Genomic DNA, 19,835 nt, shown 5'->3' on the forward strand with positions numbered 1-19,835 from the left:
CACGGCCCTCACGCCTCGGTCACGAACCCCCGCGCGACCATCCAGTCCCTGGCCACCTCGGCGGGTTCGCGGCCCTCCACGTCGACCTGGCGGTTCAGATCGGTGATGGTCTCGTTGGTCAGCAACCGCGAGATCGGGGTCAGCACCTCGATGATCGCCGGATGCGCGGCGGCGAAATCCTCGCGCAATACCAAGGCCGCGTTGTACTTCGGGAAGAAGCCGCGATCGTCGGTGAGCAGCACCAGATCCAGGGCGGGGATGCGGCCGTCGGTGGCGGCCACCGAGCCGAACCGGCATTGGGTGGCGTCCGCGGTGGCCTGATAGACCACCGCGTCCTGCACGATCTGCTTGCGGACCGCGCCCACGTCGATGCCGTAGGCGCGGGCCATACCCGGGTAGCCGTCCTGACGGACGTTGAACTCGGTGCCGACGCAGGTGGCCGCGGCCCCCGCGTCGCTCGCGACCAGCGCCGCGTACTGCGAGAGTGTGCGCACACCGGTCTGCTCGGCGGTGCGGCGACTCGTGGCGATCGCGTAGGTGTTGTTCATCGGGGCCATCGCCGCCCACCGCATGCCGTGCTCGGCGCGGTCCTGGGCGGCCACCGCCTCGAACTGGCCGTTCTCGTCGGGGATCGGGGTCTCGTTGCCCAGGTAGTTGATCCACCCCGTGCCGGTGTAGTCGTAGGCGATGTCGATCTGACCGTGCAACTGCGCGTCGCGCAGGCTGTTGGAGCCCTGGATGTTGGTCAGGTCGCGCACCTCGGCCCCGGCCGCGACGAGTGCGAATTCGATCAGGTAGCCCAGGATGCTCTGCTCGGTGAAATCCTTGGAGCCCACCGTGACCGCGACGCCGTCGAGCGCGGCGACGGGGGTGATGCTGCCCGGACCGACCCGCAGCGGCACCGCGCCGCCGGATTGCAGACCGCAGGCCGCCAGCGCCGAAGTCACCAGCACGGCGATCAGGACGCGCGCCGCTCTCATTTCAGCCCCCGCGGGCCGAGGAACTGTTCGGCCAGCGCGCCGAGCCAGTCCACCAGCAACGCCAGCGCCACCGCCAGCACCGCGCCCACGACCAGGGTCACGTTGTCGCGCAACTTGTATCCGGTGTCGATGAGGATGCCCAACCCGCCCGCGCTGACCAGGAACGACAGCGTCGCGGTGCCGACCGCGAGGACCAGCGAGGTGCGCAGGCCCGCCAGGATGTAGGGCACGGCCAGCGGGAATTCGATGCGGCGCAACACCGTCAGCGCCGACATGCCCTGACCGCGCCCCGCGTCCACCAGTACCGGGTCGACCTGCTGGTAGCCCAGGATGGTGTTGCGCAGCACCGGCAGCAACGAATAGAAGGCGATGGGGGCCACCCCGATCCAGAAGCCCGTGGTGCGGGTCCACAGGTAGAACAGCACGATCAGGCCGATGGCGGGCGCGGAGGCGCCGATATTGGCGATCCCGACGAAAACCGGTGCCAGACGCCGATATCCGGGACGCGTGAGCACCGTGCCCAGCGGCACCGCCACCGCGATCACGATCAGGGTGACGGTGAGCGTGATCAGCACGTGCTGCCAGGTGACGGTGGCGATGTTGCCCACCTCCAGACTGGCCTGCTGGGTGACGGTCAATTCGCGGCGCAGCGCCCAGATCAGCACGCCCGCGGTGAGCAGCGCCACCACGACCGGCTGGACCAGCAGCCGCAGGTATTCGGCCCGGCTCTCGGTGGCGGGCCTGGTCGCGAGGTCGGTCACGGCCCCTCCTCCCCGCGTGCGCGCAGGGCCGACAGGTGCGCGACGAGCGTGTCGATGGTGACCACGCCCGCGTACGCGCCGTCCGGCCCGACGACCACCGCGGTCGCGCCGCGCTCGGACAGCAGCGCCTCGAGCGCGTCCTGGAGGGTGTCCTCGGTGGTGACCGTGGTCCCGACCGGCGACCCCGCCTCCGACAGCGACGTGGCCACCGCGAGTTCGGCGGCGGTGACTCGGCGCAGCGGTCGGCGGCGCTCGTCCAGGACCACCGCCAGCGGCCGATTGCCCAGTGCCGCGCGCAGACTCGGCACGGAGTCGGATTCGGGGGCCGCCGGGCAGTCCTCGAGGGCGACCGCGCCGACGCGGGCGAGGCCGAGTTGTTTGAGCGAGGCGTCGGACCCCACGAAACCGGCCACCGTCTCGTCGGCGGGATCGGCCAGGATCGCGGCGGGCACGTCGTACTGGAGGATGCGGGACCCGTTGCCCAGCACCGCGATCCGGTCACCGAGCTTGACGGCTTCGCTGAAGTCGTGGGTGACGAAGACGATGGTCTTGCCGAGTTCGGTCTGTAGGCGCAGCAATTCGTCCTGCAACGCGCCGCGGGTGATCGGGTCGACCGCGCCGAACGGTTCGTCCATCAGCAGCACCGGCGGGTCGGCGGCCAGCGCCCGCGCCACGCCCACCCGCTGCTGCTGTCCGCCGGACAGTTGCCGGGGATAGCGGTCGCGGTAGGTGGCCGGGTCGAGCCCGACCAGATCCAGCATCTCCTCCACCCGCGCCGCGGTCCGACGGCGGTCCCAACCGAGCAGGCCCGGGACGGTCGCGACGTTCTTGGCGACCGTCATGTGCGGGAACAGGCCCGCCTGCTGGATGGAATAGCCGACGCCGCGCCGCAATTGGTCGGCATCCATCGCGGTGACCTCGCGGCCGCCGATGGTGATCGTGCCCGAGGTGGGCTCGATGAGCCGGTTGATCATCCGCATCGTGGTGGTCTTGCCGCAACCCGACGGTCCGACCAGCACCACGATCTCGCCGGCCGGGATCGTCAGCGACACCCGGTCCACGGCGGGATCGCGCTGTCCCGGATAGTGTTTGGTGACCTCGTCGAGCACGATCTCGACCCCCGACACCGCCGCGGATCGAGGCGCTTCGGCGCGGATTTCACTGTCGGTCACGGATTCCCCTCGAAGTGGTCAGTCGCCCGACGAGCAGCAGGACCCCGTCCAGCGCCAGGGCGAGCACGATGACGAGCACGGTGCCGGTCAACGCCTGCGGCACCGCCGTGGGCGTGCCCAGGCGCAGCAGGCCGGAGAAGATCAGATTGCCCAGGCCCGGCCCCTTGGCGTAGGCGGCCAGGGCGAGAATGCCCATGCTCATCTGCGCGCTGACCCGCATCCCCGCGAGGATCGCCGGCCAGGCCAGCGGCAATTCGATGGCGGTGAGCACCCGCAGGCGGCCCATGCCGACCCCGCGTGCCGCGTCGGTGACCGACGGGTCCACCGAGGCCAGGCCGACGATGGTGTTGCGCAGGATCGGCAGCAGCGCGTACACGACCAGCGCCGTGATGGTCGGTCCGACACCGAGTCCCATGATCGGGATCAGCAGGCCGAGCAGCGCGAAGGACGGCACGGTCAGCACCGCGCTCGCGGCCGCCGTCGCGGCGGTCGACCCCAGCGGACTGCGGTAGACCGCGATGCCGACCAGTACCGCCACGACGGTGGCCAGCAGCACCGACTGCACCACCGCCGACAGGTGCAGATACGAGTCGACCAGCAATTGGTGTCGCCGCGTGACGACGAAATTCCACAGCGTGTCCAGGACCGCACTCCCCTCACCCGGTATCCGGGAGACTATCGCGCGGAGGATGCCCCGGACAGCGAGTTCCGAAACAACGGCGCCCGTGCGCCACCGCGCCGCCCTGTTCGAGCGACGCGATGGCGGACACCGCTATTCGAGTTCGCCCTCGGTCTCGAGGTAGACCTGACGCAGTTTGTCCAGGGTGCCCTGATCGGGTTCGGCCCACATGCCGCGCTCGGCGGCCTCGAGCAGGCGTTCGGCGATGCCGTGCAGCGCCCACGGATTCGACTGCTCCATGAACTTGCGGTTGACCTCGTCGAAGACGTAGCTCTCGCTGAGCTTCTCGTACATCCAATCCGCCACGACGTCGGTGGTGGCGTCGTAGCCGAACAGGTAGTCCACCGTCGCGGCCATCTCGAACGCGCCCTTGTAGCCGTGCCTGCGCATGGCCTCGAGCCAGCGCGGGTTGACCACGCGCGCGCGGAACACCCGCGAGGTCTCCTCGGACAGGGTGCGGGTGCGCACCGCGTCCGGTCGGGTGCTGTCGCCGATGTAGGCCTCGGGGTTCTTGCCGGTCAGCGCGCGCACGGTGGCGACCATGCCGCCGTGGTATTGGAAATAGTCGTCGGAGTCGGCGATGTCGTGTTCGCGGGTGTCGGTGTTCTTGGCGGCCACGGCGATCCGGCGGTAGGCGGTGCGCATGTCCTCGGCGGCGGGCGCGCCGTCCAGGTCGCGACCGTAGGCGAAACCGCCCCACGCGGTGTAGACCTGCGCCAGATCGTCGTCGGTGCGCCAACTGCGCGAATCGATGAGTTGCAGCAGGCCCGCCCCGTAGGTGCCGGGCTTGGAGCCGAAGATGCGGGTGGTCGCCCGGCGGCGGTCGCCGTGCTCGGCCAGATCCGATTCCGCGTGTGCGCGCACATAATTGGCTTCGGCGGGTTCGTCCAGGTCGGCGACCAAGCGCACCGCGTCGTCCAGCAGGGCGAGCACGTGCGGGAAGGCGTCGCGGAAGAAGCCGCTGATGCGGACGGTGACGTCGACGCGCGGACGGTCCAGTTCGGCGAGCGGGATCACCTCGAGGGTGGTGACCCGCCTGCTGGCCTCGTCCCAGACCGGGCGCACGCCCAGCAGGGCCAGCACTTCGGCGATGTCGTCGCCGGAGGTGCGCATGGCCGAGGTGCCCCACACCGACAGGCCCACCGAGCGCGGGTACTCGCCGTGGTCCTCGCGGTAGCGGCGCAGCAGCGAATCCGCCATCGCCTGACCGGTTTCCCAGGCCAGCCGGGACGGCACCGCCTTGGGATCGACGGAGTAGAAGTTACGGCCGGTGGGCAGGACGTTGATGAGTCCGCGCAGCGGGGAACCGGACGGCCCGGCGGGGATGAAGCCGCCGTTCAGCGCGTGCAGGACCCGCTCGACCTCCACGGCGGTGCCGCGCAGGCGGGGCACCACCTCGGCGGCGGCGAAGCGCAGCACGGTGCGCACCGCGTCGAGCCGGGGTTCCGACTCCGCCCGCGTCGCTTCGGGTTCGGCGATCGTCGCGGCGGCCGCGTCGACGACGGCGTCCACCGCGTCCGCCGACCACCCGTGCGCCTGCAACGCCACGAGCAGGTCGCGCGCCTTCGCCTCGACCGCGTCGACGCGGGTGCGCGCCGCGTCACCGGATTCGTCCAGGCCCAGCGCCTCGCGCAGACCAGGCACGTTGCGTTCGCCGCCCCACAACTGCCGGGCGCGCAGCATGGCCAGGACCAGATCCAGTTCCATCTCGCCCGCCGGGGCCTGGCCCAGGATGTGCAGGCCGTCGCGGATCTGCACGTCCTTGATCTCGCACAGCCAGCCGTCGACGTGCAGCAGCATGTCGTCGAAGACCTCTTCCTCGGGGCGTTCGGTCAGCCCCAGGTCGCGGTCCATCTCGGCCGCGCGCATGAGCGTCCAGATCTGCTGGCGGATGGCGGGCAGTTTGGCCGGGTCCAGGGTGGAGATGTTGGCGTGCTCGTCGAGCAGCTGCTCGAGGCGCGAGATGTCGCCGTAGCTCTCGGCGCGGGCCATCGGCGGGATGAGGTGGTCGACCAGGGTGGCGTGCGCGCGTCGCTTGGCCTGGGTGCCCTCGCCCGGGTCGTTGACCAGGAACGGATAGATCAGCGGCAGGTCGCCCAGGGCGGCGTCGGTGCCGCAGGAGGCCGACATGCCCAGCGTCTTGCCCGGCAGCCATTCCAGGTTGCCGTGTTTGCCCAGGTGCACCATGGCGTCCGCGCCGAAACCGCCCGCGCTCTCGGGGGCGGCGAGCCAGCGGTAGGCGGCCAGGTAGTGGTGGCTCGGCGGCAGATCCGGGTCGTGGTAGATCGCGACCGGGTTCTCCCCGAAGCCGCGCGGCGGCTGCACCATCAGCACGACGTTGCCGAAACGCAGTGCGGCGATGACGATCTCGCCCGCCGGATCGGCCGAGCGGTCGACGTAGAGCTCACCGGGGGCCGCGCCCCACGCCTCCCGCACGCCTTCGCGCAGATCCTCGGGCAGGGTGTCGAACCAGGTGCGGTAGGTGCCCGCCGAGATGCGGATCGGGTTGCCCTCGAGCTGTTCGGCGCTGAGCCATTCGGGGTCCTGGCCGCCCGCGGCGATCAGCGCGTGGATCAGCGCGTCGCCGTCGCCCTCGGCCAGGCCGGGGATCTCCCCGGGCGCGCCGAGGTCGTAGCCCGCCGCGCCCAGCGCGCGCAGCAGCGCGATGGCGCTGGCGGGGGTGTCCAGGCCGACCGCGTTGCCGATGCGGGCGTGCTTGGTCGGGTACGCCGACAGCATGAGCACCAGGCGCTTGTCCGCGGCCGGGATGTGGCGCAGGCGCGCGTAGCGCACCGCGATGCCCGCCACCCGGGCGGCGCGCTCGGCGTCGGGGACATAGGTCGACAGGCCGTCGGCGTCGAATTCCTTGAACGAGAACGGCACCGTGATGATGCGGCCGTCGAATTCGGGCACCGCGACCTGGGTCGCGACGTCGAGCGGGGACAGTCCGTCGTCGTTGGCCGCCCACTGTTCCCGACCGCTGGTCAGGCACAGTCCTTGCAGGATCGGGACGTCGAGTTCGGCGAGCGCGGCCACGTCCCACGCCTCGTCGTCGCCGCCCGCCGAGGCCGTCGCGGGCTTGGAACCGCCCGCCGCCAGCACCGTGACGATCAGGGCGTCGGCGCCGCGCAGGGTTTCCAGCAGTTCGGGTTCGGCGGTGCGCAGCGAGGCGCAGTACAGCGGCAGCGGGCGCGCGCCCGCGTCCTCGACCGCGGCGCACAGCGCATCGATGTAGCCGGTGTTGCCCGCCAGATGCTGTGCGCGGTAATAGATCACCGCCACGGTCGGCGCGTCGGCGGGCAGGTCGCGCTCGGCGCGTTCGAGCACGCCCCAACTCGGCAACTGCACCGGCGGCTCGAAGCCGTGACCGGTCAGCAGGACCGTGTCGGACAGGAACCGGTGCAGTTGCCGCAGGTTCTCCGCGCCGCCCGCGGCCAAGTAGTTGTGCGCGTCCGCGGCGACGCCGCCGGGCACGGTGGAGCACTCCATGAGTTCGGCGTCGGGGGCGATCTCGCCGCCCAGCGCCACCAGCGGCACACCGCTCGCGCGCAGCGCGTCCAGCCCTTCCTCCCAGGCCCGGCGGCCGCCGAGGATGCGCACGATCACCAGGTCCGCGCCGTCGAGCAGCGCGGGCAGATCGTCCACGAGCAGCCGGGCCGGATTGCCCCAGCGGTAGTCCGCGCCACTGGCGCGCGCGCTGAGCAGATCGGTGTCGGACGTGGACAGCAGCAGGATCACGGGTGACCTTCCTCGGGTGACGCGCCCATCGGGGGTTGGGGTGCTCGCCGGAGAGGGTCTGGCTGTTCACAGTGGCGCGACCGCACCGGAATTGCACCGGTTTCCTCGTCGTCCGTCGAGCATCCGCATGCTACCCGGCGGGTTCGACCCCGCCGGCCGGGTGTCCCCGCGCGCTCAGCCCGCGGCCCGGTGCGTGCGGCGCGCGAGCAGGAAATCGTCGACCAGGCGCGCGCACTGGTCGGCGGTGGGCGCGGGGAAGCCGATGAGTTTGGTGAACACCAGCGGGCCCACCAGTTGGGTGAGGACGAAGACCAGGTCGAAATCGCCCAGTTCGGCGCGGGCCTCGTCGGTGTCGAGGACCAGGTCGAACGGGACCCGGTACTGGTCGATGAGGCGACCGCGCAGCGAACTCAGCTCGGGGGTGTCGGCCGTGCGGTCGGCGCCGGTGGCCAGCCACGCCAGCGTCGAGACCTGCAACGGCGCGTCGTGGATCGCGACGGACTGGCGTTCGAGCAGGGTGATCAGGCGCGTGCGCAGCGGGCCCGGCGGCGGGGTCTCGATGACCGGCGGCAGCAGTCGTTCGATGGCGGCGGCCCGCAACTGCACGGCGTTGTCGAAATGCCGGTAGAGGGTGGTCTTGGCGACCTTGGACAACGAGGTCACGCCTTCGACGGTGACGGCTTCGAGTCCGCCCGAGCGCAGCAACGCGGCGGCGGCGTCGAGCAGTCGGTTGCGCGAGCGCACCCGGCGCGGGTCGATATCGGGGTCCTCGGCGGTGCTCATGTGCGGTGCGTGCTTCCTCTCCGATGCCTGCCGACGCTACCCCGGTGCCGGTCTGCCCCGACTTATGCTACAGATAGTAGCGGAGCGCTACCCCAAGTTTCGGAGGCCCCATGGCTGCCACCCGCCGCACCGGACTGTCCGGCGCACACCGATGGTTACTGGTCCTGTCCTGCCTGGCGGTGAGCCTGGTGATCGCCTCGATGGCCGCGCTCTACACCGCGCTGCCCGAGATCGCCGCCGACACCGGCGCGACCCAGGCCGAACTCACCTGGATCGTCGACGGCTACACCCTCGCGCTGGCCTGTCTGGTCCTGCCCGCGGGCGCCCTCGGCGACCGCTACGGCCGCCGCGCCGCGCTCATCGCCGGACTGCTGATCTTCGCCCTGGCCTCCGGGTTGCCGCTGCTGCTGGATTCGCCGCTGTGGCTGATCATCTCGCGCGCGCTCACCGGCGTCGGCGCGGCGCTGGTCATGCCCTCCACGCTGTCACTGCTGACGGCGGGCTTCCCGCCCGAACGCCGCAACGGCGCGATCGGACTGTGGGCGGGCGTGGTCGGCGCGGGCGCGATCCTGGGCATCCTCGGCTCGGGCCTGCTGCTCGAATACGGCTCCTGGCCCTGGATCTTCGCCGGGACGGCCCTCGCGGGTCTGGTCCTGTCCGCGGCCTCGTTCACCCTGCCGGAATCCGCGGACGAGGCGCGCCCGGCCTTCGATCCGCTCGGCGCGGTGTCCGGCGCGCTCGCGGTCGGCGCGATCGTCATCGCGGCCATCGAGATCCCCGCGCGCGGGTGGTTCGACCCGCTGGTGCTCGGCGCGCTGGTCGTCGCGGTGATCTCGGCCTGCGCCTTCGTCGCCGTCGAACTGCGGGTCCGCCAACCCCTGCTGGACGTGCGACTGTTCTTCGACCGCGGGTTCGGCAGCGGCACCGCGATCATCGCCGTGCAGTTCCTCGTCGGCTTCGGCATGTTCATGCTGATGGTCCAGTACCTGCAACTGATCCTCGGCTACCGGCCGCTGATCTCGGCCCTGGCCATGGCGCCGATGATGGTGCCGATGATCGCGGTCTCTGCGGTGGCGCCGTGGCTGGCCGAGCGCGTCGGACTGCGCTGGCCCACCGCGGGCGGACTCGTGCTGATCGGGATCTCGATGTTCGGGCTGGCCACCGTGCGCACCGACACCACCTACGTCGAATTGCTGTGGCCGTTCCTGGTGATGAGCACCGGCATCGGGCTGTGCGCGTCACCGGCGACCGCCGCGATCATCGGCGGCACGCCGCCGGAGAAACACGGCGTCGCCGCGGCGGTCAACGACGCCGCGCGCGAGATCGGCGCGGCCGTCGGCATCGCGATCTGCGGCAGCGTACTCGCCGCCGGCTACAGCCAACGCATCGCCCCCGCCCTGGACCACGTACCCGAGCAGGCGCGGGGCCCGGTCGGCGACTCCCTGGCGGCAGCGCTGGAAGTGGTCGACCAGGTCGGTCCGGCCGCGCGCCCGCTGGCCGTGCTCGCCGAGGACGCCTTCGTCTACGGGTTGCATCGCGCCTCGATCACGCTGGGCGTGCTGACGCTGGCCTGCGCGGTGCTGATCGCGCTCTGGGCGCCCGGCCGACGCCCGCGCGAGGTCGACCTCCTCGCGCCGCCGGAACCGGTGCCATCCACGGGCGCGCGCTGAAGGTCCGGCCCGTAGGCTGGTGGACGCCATGACACGACGTCCACCGGATTCCTGCCCCGGCGTGCTGCGCCTGCACCAGGCCGCCGACGGGCCGCTCGCGCGGATCAGACTGCCCGGCGGCCGGATGACCCCGGAGCAACTGGCGGAATTGGCCGCGATGTCGGACGACCTGGCCGACGGCGCGATCGAACTCACCTCGCGCGGCAACCTGCAACTGCGCCGCGTGGCCGACGCCGCCGCGCTCACCGAGCGCCTGAGCGGCGCGGGCCTGCTGCCCAGCCGCACCCACGAGCGGGTGCGCAATATCGTCGCCTCCCCGCTGACCGGCCGGGTCGGCGGCCTGCACGACCTCTCCGACCACATCGCCGCGCTGGACGAACGCCTGTGCGCCACACCGCGACTGGCCGACCTGCCGGGCCGCGTGCTGTTCACCCTGGACGACGGCCGCGGCGATGTGACCGGCCTGTCCGGCGACATCGGCCTGCACGCGGTCACGTCGACCGATCTCGCGCTGGTGCTCGCGGGCCGCGACACCGGTATCCGGGTCGGTACGGACACGGCCGTGGACGTCGTGCTCGCCGCCGCCGAAGCGCTGCTGGACCTGGATTCGGGGCAGTGGCGGTTGCACGACATCGCCGACGGCGTGCCGCGCGTCCTGGACCGACTCGGCTTGACGCCCGCCGAACCGCTCGCGGAATTCGCCGCGTCCGACGACCTCCCGATCGGGTGGCTGCCCCAGGACGACGGACTCGTGGCGCTGGGCGCGGGCCTGCGACTGGGCACGCTGCCCGCGCGCACCGCCGAATTCCTGGCGGCCGTGGAGCGTCCGATCGTGATCACGCCGTGGCGCGGACTGGTCCTCACCGACCTCGAGGAATGGCCCGCCGAACAGGTGGTGCGGGTGCTGGCCCCGATGGGTCTGATCTTCGACGCCGAATCGCCGTGGCTGCGGGTCAGCGCCTGCGCGGGCGCACCCGGCTGCGCGAAATCGTTGACCGACGTGCGCGCCGACGCCGCCGCCGCGGTCGAATCCGGGCGGGTCGGCGGGACCGACTCGCGACCGGAGGGCCCCGTGCCCGCCGAGGACGTCGAGGTGGCCGGTCGCCAGCACTGGTCCGGGTGCGAGCGGCGCTGCGGTCGTCCGCGCGGCGCGGTCACCGAGGTGACCGCGACCGAGGCGGGCTACCGGATCGAGTGATCCGATCCCGGATGCAGTTCCAGCGTGCAGCATTTCACGCCGCCGCCCGCCTTCAGCAACTCCGACAGATCGAGGCCGACGGGGTTGTAGCCGCGCCCGCCCAGCGCCTCGGCAAGACCGTGCGCGCGGGCCGCCAGGAAGACGTTGTAGCCGTCGCTGACACCGTTGAGCCCCAGCACGAGCGCGTCGGCCTCGTCCGCGACCACGGCGTCCGGGTAGAGCGCGGCCAGCACGGCGCGACTGTCGGGGGTGAAGGCCGCCGGGAAGTAGGCGACGTTGTCGTCGTCGAGCACCATCAGCGCGGTGTCGAGGTGGTAGAAGCGCGGATCGACGAGTTCCAGCGACACCACCGGGCGGCCGAAGAAGTACTCCACCTCCCGGTGCGCGGCCGGTGAGCTGCGGAATCCGGTGGCCGCGAGGATGCGCTGCCCGACCCGCAGGAAATCGCCCTCGCCCTCGTTGGTCTCGGCGGCGGCGACCACCTCGGTGAACCCGCGCGCGGCCAGCCAGCGGTGATAGGCCGGGCCTTCCTCGGCGCGCTGGGGATGGGTGAACCGGGCCGACATCGCGCGCGAGCCGATCGCCAGACCACCGTTGGCGGCGAACACCATATCCGGCAGGCCCGCCTCCCCCGGCACCAGTTCGACCGCGTGACCGTGGGATTCGAAGCTCGTGCGCAGCGCCTCCCACTGCGTCAGCGCGAGCGCGCGGTCCACCGGGGCGCCGGGGTCCATCCACGGATTGATCGAGTAGCTGACCTCGAAATGCTCGGGACGGCACATGACGAATCGACGGGGGGTCGACTGCCGCACGGGGGCGGTGACGGTGGCTACTGAGGTCAACGGGACTCCCGGAGGTCGACGCGATTACTTCCGTGGCACGACAGTAAATGGGCGGGCGTTGCGCCTGAAATACCGATTCGTTGCGCAGCGGCCCTAGAATTCGGGGGATCGTTGCGTGAGGCGAGGAGAAACCGTGATGGACGACATCGACCGCCGGATCCTGGGCCACCTGATGCGCGCGGCGCGCGACTCGTTCCAGGAGATCGGCGCGGACGTGGGACTGTCGGCCCCTGCGGTCAAACGCCGGGTCGACCGGATGGTGGCCGACGGCCGCATCACCGGGTTCACCGCGCTGGTCAACCCGGCGGCGCTGGGCTGGCGCACCGAGGCCTACGTCGAGGTGTACTACCGCGACAACATCAGCACCGCCGAACTGCGTCGCACCCTGGAACCGATTCCGCAGGTCGTCGGCGTCTGGACGATCGCGGGCGAGGCCGACGCCCTGGTGCACGTGATGGCCACCGACATGGCCGAGATCGAATCCACCGTCGAACGCATCCGGGAGAACTCCGGCGTGGGCCGCACGATCAGTTCCATCGTCATGTCCCGAATCCTGGAGCGCCCCCGCACCTAGAACGATCCCGCATCTGAGCGGCGCGTACCCGGGCGCGGGCGGGCCGGCGGCGTACTCCTACTGTGGTGCCCATGTCCGATGTGCGTGCCGACTACCTCACCGACGGGGCCGAGATCTATCGGCGGTCCTTCGCCACGATCCGCGCCGAAGCCGATCTCGGCCGGTTCCCCGAGGACCTCTCCCGGGTGGTGGTGCGGATGATCCACGGCTGCGGACAGGTCGACCTGGCCGAGGACATCGCCTTCACCCCGGGCGTCGTGGCCGCGGCGCGTGCGGCGCTGCGCGAGGGCGCGCCGATCCTGTGCGACGCGAACATGGTCGTCTCCGGCGTCACCCGCTCGCGCCTGCCCGCCGACAACGAAGTGCTGTGCACGCTGACCGATCCGGGGGTGCCCGCGCTGGCGCAGCGGTTGGGCACCACCCGTTCGGCGGCGGCGCTGGAACTGTGGCGCGACCGACTCGCGGGCGCGGTCGTCGCCATCGGCAACGCCCCCACCGCGCTGTTCCACCTGCTCGACATGCTCGACGCCGGCGCGCCGCGTCCCGCCGCCGTCCTGGGCATCCCGGTGGGCTTCATCGGCGCGGCCGAATCGAAGGACGCGCTGATCGACTACGGCGGGTTGGAGTATCTGACCGTGCGCGGCAGGCGGGGCGGCAGCGCGGTCACCGCCTCGGCGCTCAACGCGATCGCGAGCGAGCGGGAATGAGCGAGCGGGTGAACGCGGGCAAGCTGTGGGGTGTGGGCCTGGGCCCCGGCGACCCGGAACTGGTGACGGTCAAGGCGGCCAGGGTGATCGAGGCGGCCGAGGTCATCGCCTTCCACAGCGCCCGGCACGGACGCAGCATCTCGCGCGCCATCGCCGCGCCCTACATGCGCGCCGACCAGATCGAGGAACACCTGGTCTACCCGGTGACCACCGAGACCACCGATCACCCAGGCGGCTATCAGGGCGCGATCGACGAGTTCTACGAACAGGCCGCCGCGCGTCTGGCCGAGCATTTGGCGGCGGGCCGGACGGTGGCGCTGCTGGCCGCGGGCGACCCGTTGTTCTACAGCTCCTACATGCACATGCACCGCCGGTTGGCGGACCGGTTCGAGGCCGAGATCATCCCCGGCGTCACCTCCGTCAGCGCGGCGAGCGCGGCGCTGGGCACCCCGCTGGTCGAGGGCGAACAGGTGCTCACCGTGCTGCCCGGCACCATGCCCACCGAGGAGTTGACGCGGCGGCTGCGCGACACCGAGGCCGCCGCGATCATGAAACTGGGCCGCACCTACCCCTCGGTGCGCGAGGCGCTGACCGAGGCCGGCCGCCTCGAGGACGCCTACTACGTCGAGCGGGCGAGCAGTACCCGTCAGCGGGTCCTGCGGGCCGCCGACGTCGAGGACTCGGAGGTGCCCTACTTCGCGATCACGCTCGTGCCGGGCCCGACGCCAACCACCCCGCTGCCGCGCACCCCATCCCCACGCGAATCCACGCTGACGGCAACCGATTCCACGACCGCAGAGGCAGCGGAACCCGCGCCGGTCGGGGAGGTCGTGGTCGTGGGTCTCGGCCCGGGCTCGCCGGACTGGACCACCCCGGAGGTGCGGCAGGCTCTCGAGCGGGCGACCGATCTGGTCGGCTACACCACCTACATCGATCGGGTGCCGGTGCGGCCGGGGCAGCGCCGCCATGCCAGCGACAACCGGGTGGAGTCCGAAAGGGCCGCCATGGCATTGGATCTGGCGAAGCAGGGCGCGCGCGTGGCGGTGATCTCCTCCGGTGATCCCGGGGTGTTCGCGATGGCCGCGGCGGTGCTCGAGGAATCGGCCGATCCGCAGTGGCAGGGGGTTCCGGTGCGGGTGCTGCCCGGGATGACGGCCGCGAACGCGGTGGCGAGTCGGGTCGGCGCGCCGCTGGGCCACGACTACGCGATGATCTCGCTCTCGGATCGGCTCAAGCCGTGGGAGGTGGTGGCCGCGCGCCTGGCGGCGGTGGCGGCGGCGGATATGGCGATCGCGCTCTACAATCCGGCGTCCTCGCAGCGCACCTGGCAGGTCGCCGCGACGCGGGATCTGCTGCTCGAGCACCGCAAGCCCGACACGCCCGTGGTGATCGGCCGGGATGTGGGTGGTCCGACCGAGTCGGTGCGAGTGGTGACGCTGGCCGAGCTGGACCCGGCGGAGGTGGATATGCGCACGTTGCTCATCATCGGCGCGTCCACCACCGCGCGCTGGGACACCGAGTCCGGGCCGCGGGTGTTCACCTCACGTCGGTACACGCTGTGAGACCCTGATACCGGACAGGCTGTCCGATCCGCTAATATTCCACTATGGAACGTGAGGATACCGCACGCGGAACGCAGCAAGACGAACGCCGCAAGCCGTTGAACTCCACGGCCGCCTCCCTGCTCGGCTTCCTGCACGAAGGGCCGATGTCGGGGTGGGATCTGGTGAATCTCGCCCAGGAGCGCATCGGCGACTTCTGGACCATCACCCAGAGCCAGGTCTATCGCGAACTCGCCGCGATGGACGCCGCGGGACTGGTCGAGAAAGGCCAGGCCGGCGCGCGTGACCGCACCCCGTACGGCATCACCGACGCGGGCAGGCAGACCTTCGCCGAATGGATCGCCCGCGATCCCGGGGGCGAGACCATCCGGGTCCCGCTGCTGCTGACGCTGTCCTTCGGCGAACACCTCGACCCCGAGCACCTCGCCCGGATCATCGACGCCAACCGCGACATCCACCAGCGCCGTCTCGACGGCTACCTGTCCGAGGACTGCGACGGGCTGCGACCGCACCAACGGGCCACCTTGGATTTCGGCATCGGCTACGAACGGGCCGTCCTGGACTGGTTCGACCGACTGCCGTCGCTGCTGTCGCGCTGAGCGCGCAGCCAGTCCATCGCCTGCTCGACGGTCGCGACCACCGTCGCGCCGGCGGGCAGCGCGGGTCGGTCGACCATCACGACCGGGAGTCCGACCGCGCGCGCGGCCGTCAGTTTGGCTTCGGTCTGCGCGCCGCCGCTGTCCTTGGTGACCAGCACCTCGACTCGGTGCTCGCGCATCAGCGCGCGCTCGTGCTCGACGGTGAAAGGTCCGCGCTCGAGCAGGATCTCGTGGGCGCGCGGCAACGGCGGTTCGGGCGGATCGATGGCGCGCACCAGGAACCAGTGCTCGTCCAGATCGGCGAACGCGGCGACGCCCTGGCGGCCGATGGTGAGGAAGACCCGCGCGCCGAGATCGGGCAGCGCGGCGGCCGCCGTCGCGAGGTCCGGCACCCGGACCCAGGTGTCGCCTGCGGATTCGGTCCAGCCGGGGCGCAGCACCCGCGCCAGCGGCACGCCGAGTTCGGTGGTCACGGCGGCGGCGGTGGCGCTGATGGTGGCCGCGAACGGATGGGTGAGGTCGACGACCGCGTCGATCTCGTGCTCGGTCAGCCAGGTGCGCAGGCCCGCCGCGCCGCCGAAACCGCCGATGCGAACCCGCCCCTCGGGCAGCAGCGGGTCGCGGACGCGGCCGGCGAGCGAGGACACGATGTCCCATCCCCGCTCGCCCGTGCCGCGTCGGGCCAGTTCCCGCGCTTCGCGGGTCCCGCCCAGGATCAGGATTCTCAGGGCTGGCCGCTGAAGTAGGCGATGCCCGCGTTGATCAGGTTCGGGCCGCCCGCGATGAGCAGACCGATCAGCGCGCCCACCGGCAGGCCGATCCCGAAGAAGAAGAACCCGATGATGCCGCCGATCACGGCGCCCAGCGACGCGCGCTGCAGTTCGCTGAAGAACCACTCCTGCGACCCGATGGCCTGGGCCTTGGCGGCCACCTCGTTCGCACCCGGCTTGGCGTCGGGGGTGAGGGTCAGCTGCTGAGCGGTCGGGTCGATGGTGGCCGCGATCGAGATCAGCTGGTCACCGACCTGGGCCTGCAACGGGATCGAGGTGACGACCTCACCGGCCTCGTTGCGGACGTTCACGGACTTCTTGTCGGCGTCGAGGCTGAACGCGCCACCGGTGACGGCGGCGACGATCGACCTGTCGACGAGTTGGACCGCGTAGTTCACGCCCTGGTCCACACCCTGCACGGCCGGGGCCGCCTGGTTCTGGACGGCGGGGGCGGGCGCGGCGGGCGCGGCGCCCGAGGTGCCGGCGGCGATACCGGTGGCGGCGGCCGCCATCAGCGCGGTGGCGGCGAACTTCTTGTACTTCATCAATCTCCCCAATAGAAATCGCGGATCCGTCGACAACGGATCACGGGGCCGACCCTACCGCGCACGTGCTGCGGATTCACCCCTCGTTCACACCGGCGCTAGCCCCCGGGACCGGATTTCACGACCGTCCACTGGGTGATCGGCAACTGCGGTCGCCACGCGGTGAACGCGCCCAGCGCTTCGCCGCGATGGATCTGGACGCGACGCAACGTGCCGCCGTGGACTTTCGACCAGGAGACCAGCAGTGATTCCGATTCCGCGGTGACCGCGTTGGCCACCAGCCGACCGCCCTGGCGCAGGTGCGACCAACATGTCTCGAACAGGCCATCGCCGGTGAGGCCGCCGCCGAGGAATATCGCGTCGGGATTCGCGAATTCCGCCGGCAATCGCGCCAATTCCTCGGGCACCCGGCCGCGCACCGCCAGGTGCGGAACACCGAGCGCGACGGAATTGTCGGCGATCTGCGCGCGCCGGGCCGCCAGCGTTTCGAAACTCACCGCGCGACAGGACGGATGCGTGCGGCACCATTCGATCGCGATCGTGCCCGATCCCCCGCCGATATCCCAGAGCAGTTCTCCCGGGGCCGGTGCCAGCGCGGCCACGCTCAGCGCGCGCACCTCGGATTTGGTGAGCTGGCCGTCGCCGCCGTAACTCTCGTCGGGCAGACCGGGCAGGCGGGTCAACCGGGGAGCGCGCGGATCGGCGACGCAGGTGAGCGCCACGAGGTTGAGAGGATCGATGACGCGGGGATCGATGCCGTCCGACCAGTCCCGCGCGCGACCGCTCACGTGGCGTTCGGCCGGGCCGCCCAACTGGGACAGCACCGTCAACGTCGAGTCGCCGAAGCCGTTGTCGCGCAGCAGGTCCGCCAGCGCGGGCGGAGTCCGGTCGTCGGCGCTGAGCACGAGCAGCCGTCGGCCGTCGGACAGGTCGGGCAGCACGCAGGCCAACGGACGGCCCACCACGCTCACCACTGGCGTCTCGGCCAGCGGCCAGCCCAGGCGCGCGCAGGCCAGCGCGGCGGAGGACGGTTGCGGCAGCACGCGCAGGGCCGCAGGCCCCACTATTCCCGCGAGGGTCACGCCGATGCCGTAGAACATCGGATCGCCGCTGGCCAGGACCGCGAGCCGACGGTCGGCGCACTCCGTCAGCAGGCCGGGCAGCGCCGGGACGAGCGGCGAGGGCCAACGCACCCGCTCGGCGCGCACGTCCCCGGGCAGCAGATCCAGTTGCCGGGCCGAGCCGAACACCACCTCGCAGCGCCGCAGTTCGGCGTCGGCGATCTTGCTCAGCCCGTCCCAGCCGTCGGCCCCGATCCCGACCACCGCGATCGGCAGGCCCGTCCACGCGACCGCGGGCGGGTCGGGCCGGAAGTGGTGCTGCGCGGTCACCGCGGCATCCGCCGCCACAGCGCCTGCGGCACGAAACGCAGCCCCGCGTAGATCGGCCGCAGCGCCCACGGCACCCAGACCACGCCCGCGCGACGGCGCAGGCCGCGCAGCACGGCGTCGGCGACCTGGTCGGGGGTGCTGGAGAACGGGGCGGGCGTCATGCCCTCGGTCATCCGGCCGATGACGAAGCCGGGACGCAGCAACAGCAGGTGCACGCCGCTGCCGTGCAGGGCGTCGGACAAGCCGGTGGCGAACCCGTCGAGACCGGCTTTGGCCGAACCGTAGACGTAGTTGGCCCGGCGCACCCGCGCGCCCGCCACCGAGGAGAACACGACGAGCTGACCCGCGCCGCGCGCCCGCATGAGCGTCGCGAGCGTGGTCAGCACGCTGACCTGGGCGACGTAGTCGGTGTGCACGACGGCGACCGCGTGCGCGGGTTCGCGTTCGGCCCTGGCCTGTTCGCCCAGGATGCCGAAGGCCAGCACCGCGATCCCGATGCCGCCGAATTCGGCGTCCACCTTCTCCAGCAGCGCCGCGTGCGAGGCGGTGTCGTCGGCGTCGAAGTCGACCGTGTGCACCGCCGTCGCGCCCGCCGCGACCAACTCGGCGCTCTGCTCGCGCAACGAACCGCCCGGGCGCGCGGCCAGTACCACCACCCGTCCCGGCGCGAGTCGCCGGGCCACCTGCGCGCCGATCTCGCTGCGACCGCCGAGCACCAGCACGGGCCCCGCCGACATCCCGGCCGTCCCGCGTCCACCTCGCAAACCCATGCGCACAGTCTGACATCGCCGCCCTGACCGCCGTGCCGCGGCGGGTCCGCGCACCGGAAACGGTTACGGTGCTCCGATGCCGCAGCTGACAGCACCCGCCGCCGAATTCGTCACCGACCGCCACTTGGCGACCCTGACCACCCTGCGCGCCGACGGCACCCCGCACGTGGTCGCGGTGGGGTTCACCTGGGATCCCGAGGCCGGACTCGTGCGCGTCATCACCGACGGCGCGTCGCTGAAGGTGCGCAACGTGCGTCGCTCGGCGTACGCGGCGGTCAGCCAGGTCGACGGGCCGCGCTGGCTCACCCTCGAAGGCCCCGCGACGATCCTCGAGGACCCCGACAGCGTCACCGAGGCCGAACAGCGCTACGCGCGCCGCTACCGGGTGCCGCGCGAGAACCCGACCCGCGTGGTGATCGCGATCCGGGTGGCCCGGGTGCTGTCGAGTCGCACGCTGAAGTGAGCGCCGCGCGGGGCGCTCAGAGCGCGGTCAGCCCGCGCGGGCGCGCGTTCACCGCCTCGCCGCCGTCCTCGGTGACCACGACGATGTCCTCGATCCGCGCGCCCCAGGAGCCGCCGAAGTACACGCCGGGTTCGACGCTGAAGGCCATGCCGGGCCGCAGGACCAGGTCGTTGCCCGCCACGATGTAGGGCTCCTCGTGCACCGACAGCCCGATGCCGTGGCCGGTGCGGTGCACGAACGCGTCGCCGAGACCGGCTTGGACCAGGATGTCGCGGGCCGCGGCGTCGACGGATTCGGCCGTGACGCCGGGACGCACCGCCGCGACGGCCGCCGCCTGCGCGCGTTCGAGGACCGCGTAGCGGGCGGCGATCTCCGGGTCGGGGTCGCCCAGGACGTAGGTGCGGGTGCTGTCGGAGAAGTAGCCGGGGGCGACGGGGCCGCCGATGTCGACGACCACCACGTCACCGGCTTCGACGACGCGGTCGGAGACCTCGTGGTGCGGGTCGGCGCCGTGCGGGCCGCTGCCGACGATGACGAATTCCGCGCCGGTGTGCCCCTCTTCGACGATGGCGGCGGTGATGTCGGCGGCCACCTCGGCCTCGGTGCGCCCGACCCGCAGGAATTCGCCCAT

The 19,835-nt window shown here is 71.7% G+C and carries 19 protein-coding genes and 1 riboswitch; of the genes, 7 read left to right on the forward strand and 12 right to left on the reverse strand.

Features of this window, described 5'->3' with window-relative positions; genetic code table 11:
* Window positions 1-8: 8 nt before the first annotated feature.
* The 6 genes from ON30_RS15500 to ON30_RS15525 form a co-directional block, all read right to left on the reverse strand.
* The gene (locus ON30_RS15500; RefSeq protein WP_040707864.1) at window positions 9-980 is read right to left on the reverse strand and encodes a glycine betaine ABC transporter substrate-binding protein; all 972 of its coding nucleotides are present in this window, start codon (window positions 978-980) and stop codon (window positions 9-11) included.
* Window positions 977-1,741, reverse strand: coding sequence for an ABC transporter permease (locus ON30_RS15505; protein ID WP_040707867.1), 765 nt, complete (start codon window positions 1,739-1,741; stop codon window positions 977-979). The genes ON30_RS15500 and ON30_RS15505 overlap by 4 nt, the downstream gene beginning before the upstream one ends.
* Complete coding sequence (locus tag ON30_RS15510; protein WP_051029398.1) at window positions 1,738-2,913, reverse strand: ABC transporter ATP-binding protein; 1,176 nt, start codon at window positions 2,911-2,913, stop codon at window positions 1,738-1,740. The genes ON30_RS15505 and ON30_RS15510 overlap by 4 nt, the downstream gene beginning before the upstream one ends.
* Window positions 2,900-3,556 carry an ABC transporter permease gene (locus ON30_RS15515; RefSeq protein ID WP_040707868.1) on the reverse strand — a complete coding sequence of 219 codons (657 nt, stop codon included), beginning with the start codon at window positions 3,554-3,556 and terminating at the stop codon, window positions 2,900-2,902. Before ON30_RS15515 ends, ON30_RS15510 begins: the two co-directional genes overlap by 14 nt.
* Window positions 3,557-3,685: 129 nt before the next feature.
* Window positions 3,686-7,330: a cobaltochelatase subunit CobN gene (gene cobN, locus ON30_RS15520; protein ID WP_040707870.1), complete on the reverse strand. Its 3,645-nt coding sequence runs from the start codon at window positions 7,328-7,330 to the stop codon at window positions 3,686-3,688.
* A gap of 32 nt (window positions 7,331-7,362) precedes the next feature.
* Window positions 7,363-7,462, reverse strand: a riboswitch (cobalamin riboswitch).
* A gap of 42 nt (window positions 7,463-7,504) precedes the next feature.
* Window positions 7,505-8,113, reverse strand: coding sequence for a TetR/AcrR family transcriptional regulator (locus tag ON30_RS15525; RefSeq protein ID WP_040707872.1), 609 nt, complete (start codon window positions 8,111-8,113; stop codon window positions 7,505-7,507).
* Between the two features lie 110 nt (window positions 8,114-8,223).
* Between ON30_RS15525 and ON30_RS15530 the strand changes: the two genes are divergently transcribed.
* Window positions 8,224-9,783: an MFS transporter gene (locus ON30_RS15530; RefSeq protein ID WP_051029399.1), complete on the forward strand. Its 1,560-nt coding sequence runs from the start codon at window positions 8,224-8,226 to the stop codon at window positions 9,781-9,783.
* Between the two features lie 28 nt (window positions 9,784-9,811).
* The gene (gene cobG / locus ON30_RS15535) at window positions 9,812-10,981 is read left to right on the forward strand and encodes a precorrin-3B synthase (RefSeq protein ID WP_174387500.1); all 1,170 of its coding nucleotides are present in this window, start codon (window positions 9,812-9,814) and stop codon (window positions 10,979-10,981) included.
* On the opposite strand, the gene ddaH is transcribed toward cobG, so the two are convergent.
* Window positions 10,966-11,823, reverse strand: coding sequence for a dimethylargininase (gene ddaH / locus ON30_RS15540; protein ID WP_245554062.1), 858 nt, complete (start codon window positions 11,821-11,823; stop codon window positions 10,966-10,968). The genes cobG and ddaH overlap by 16 nt on opposite strands.
* A 136-nt stretch (window positions 11,824-11,959) precedes the next feature.
* On the opposite strand from ddaH, the gene ON30_RS15545 reads away from it, so the two are divergent.
* From ON30_RS15545 to ON30_RS15560, 4 genes are all read left to right on the forward strand, one after another.
* Window positions 11,960-12,397: an Lrp/AsnC family transcriptional regulator gene (locus tag ON30_RS15545; protein WP_040707876.1), complete on the forward strand. Its 438-nt coding sequence runs from the start codon at window positions 11,960-11,962 to the stop codon at window positions 12,395-12,397.
* Between the two features lie 71 nt (window positions 12,398-12,468).
* On the forward strand, window positions 12,469-13,104 hold the full coding sequence (locus ON30_RS15550) for a precorrin-8X methylmutase (RefSeq protein WP_040707878.1): 636 nt from the start codon (window positions 12,469-12,471) through the stop codon (window positions 13,102-13,104).
* Window positions 13,101-14,666 carry a precorrin-2 C(20)-methyltransferase gene (locus ON30_RS15555; RefSeq protein ID WP_040707881.1) on the forward strand — a complete coding sequence of 522 codons (1,566 nt, stop codon included), beginning with the start codon at window positions 13,101-13,103 and terminating at the stop codon, window positions 14,664-14,666. The genes ON30_RS15550 and ON30_RS15555 overlap by 4 nt, the downstream gene beginning before the upstream one ends.
* Window positions 14,667-14,710: 44 nt before the next feature.
* Window positions 14,711-15,265: a PadR family transcriptional regulator gene (locus ON30_RS15560; protein ID WP_051029400.1), complete on the forward strand. Its 555-nt coding sequence runs from the start codon at window positions 14,711-14,713 to the stop codon at window positions 15,263-15,265.
* Here ON30_RS15560 and ON30_RS15565 read toward each other — a convergent pair.
* From ON30_RS15565 to dprE2, 4 genes are all read right to left on the reverse strand, one after another.
* A complete protein-coding gene (locus ON30_RS15565; RefSeq protein WP_051029401.1) occupies window positions 15,208-15,993 on the reverse strand; it encodes a cobalt-precorrin-6A reductase in 786 nt (261 codons plus the stop codon). The two genes, ON30_RS15560 and ON30_RS15565, sit on opposite strands and share 58 nt — an antisense overlap.
* Window positions 15,990-16,580, reverse strand: a complete 591-nt coding sequence (locus ON30_RS15570; RefSeq protein WP_040707883.1) for a DUF8020 domain-containing protein — start codon at window positions 16,578-16,580, stop codon at window positions 15,990-15,992. The genes ON30_RS15565 and ON30_RS15570 overlap by 4 nt, the downstream gene beginning before the upstream one ends.
* 98 nt (window positions 16,581-16,678) lie before the next feature.
* Entirely contained in the window at window positions 16,679-17,971 is a 1,293-nt protein-coding gene (gene cbiE, locus ON30_RS15575) for a precorrin-6y C5,15-methyltransferase (decarboxylating) subunit CbiE (RefSeq protein ID WP_245554063.1), read from the reverse strand.
* Window positions 17,968-18,741, reverse strand: coding sequence for a decaprenylphospho-beta-D-erythro-pentofuranosid-2-ulose 2-reductase (dprE2, locus tag ON30_RS15580; protein WP_245554064.1), 774 nt, complete (start codon window positions 18,739-18,741; stop codon window positions 17,968-17,970). Before dprE2 ends, cbiE begins: the two co-directional genes overlap by 4 nt.
* 76 nt (window positions 18,742-18,817) lie before the next feature.
* On the opposite strand from dprE2, the gene ON30_RS15585 reads away from it, so the two are divergent.
* Entirely contained in the window at window positions 18,818-19,204 is a 387-nt protein-coding gene (locus ON30_RS15585) for a PPOX class F420-dependent oxidoreductase (protein ID WP_040707885.1), read from the forward strand.
* Window positions 19,205-19,220: 16 nt separating this feature from the next.
* Here the strand turns inward: ON30_RS15585 and ON30_RS15590 are convergent.
* Window positions 19,221-19,835, reverse strand: a 615-nt coding sequence (locus ON30_RS15590) for a M24 family metallopeptidase (RefSeq protein ID WP_040707886.1), incomplete at its 5' end; no start/stop codon positions are given.

Origin of the sequence: Nocardia takedensis NBRC 100417 (assembly GCF_000308695.1) — a bacterium.
Taxonomy (GTDB): Bacteria; Actinomycetota; Actinomycetes; order Mycobacteriales; family Mycobacteriaceae; genus Nocardia; species Nocardia takedensis.

Excerpts from the sequence above, each read along its gene's own strand:
- ON30_RS15500 (WP_040707864.1), bottom strand. The coding sequence starts at position 980 with ATGAGAGCGGCGCGCGTCCTGATCGCCGTGCTGGTGACTTCGGCGCTG.
- ON30_RS15525 (WP_040707872.1), bottom strand. The coding sequence starts at position 8,113 with ATGAGCACCGCCGAGGACCCCGATATCGACCCGCGCCGGGTGCGCTCG.
- ON30_RS15530 (WP_051029399.1), top strand. The coding sequence starts at position 8,224 with ATGGCTGCCACCCGCCGCACCGGACTGTCCGGCGCACACCGATGGTTA.
- cobG (WP_174387500.1), top strand. The coding sequence starts at position 9,812 with ATGACACGACGTCCACCGGATTCCTGCCCCGGCGTGCTGCGCCTGCAC.
- ON30_RS15545 (WP_040707876.1), top strand. The coding sequence starts at position 11,960 with ATGGACGACATCGACCGCCGGATCCTGGGCCACCTGATGCGCGCGGCG.
- ON30_RS15550 (WP_040707878.1), top strand. The coding sequence starts at position 12,469 with ATGTCCGATGTGCGTGCCGACTACCTCACCGACGGGGCCGAGATCTAT.
- ON30_RS15555 (WP_040707881.1), top strand. The coding sequence starts at position 13,101 with ATGAGCGAGCGGGTGAACGCGGGCAAGCTGTGGGGTGTGGGCCTGGGC.
- ON30_RS15560 (WP_051029400.1), top strand. The coding sequence starts at position 14,711 with ATGGAACGTGAGGATACCGCACGCGGAACGCAGCAAGACGAACGCCGC.
- ON30_RS15570 (WP_040707883.1), bottom strand. The coding sequence starts at position 16,580 with ATGAAGTACAAGAAGTTCGCCGCCACCGCGCTGATGGCGGCCGCCGCC.
- dprE2 (WP_245554064.1), bottom strand. The coding sequence starts at position 18,741 with ATGGGTTTGCGAGGTGGACGCGGGACGGCCGGGATGTCGGCGGGGCCC.
- ON30_RS15585 (WP_040707885.1), top strand. The coding sequence starts at position 18,818 with ATGCCGCAGCTGACAGCACCCGCCGCCGAATTCGTCACCGACCGCCAC.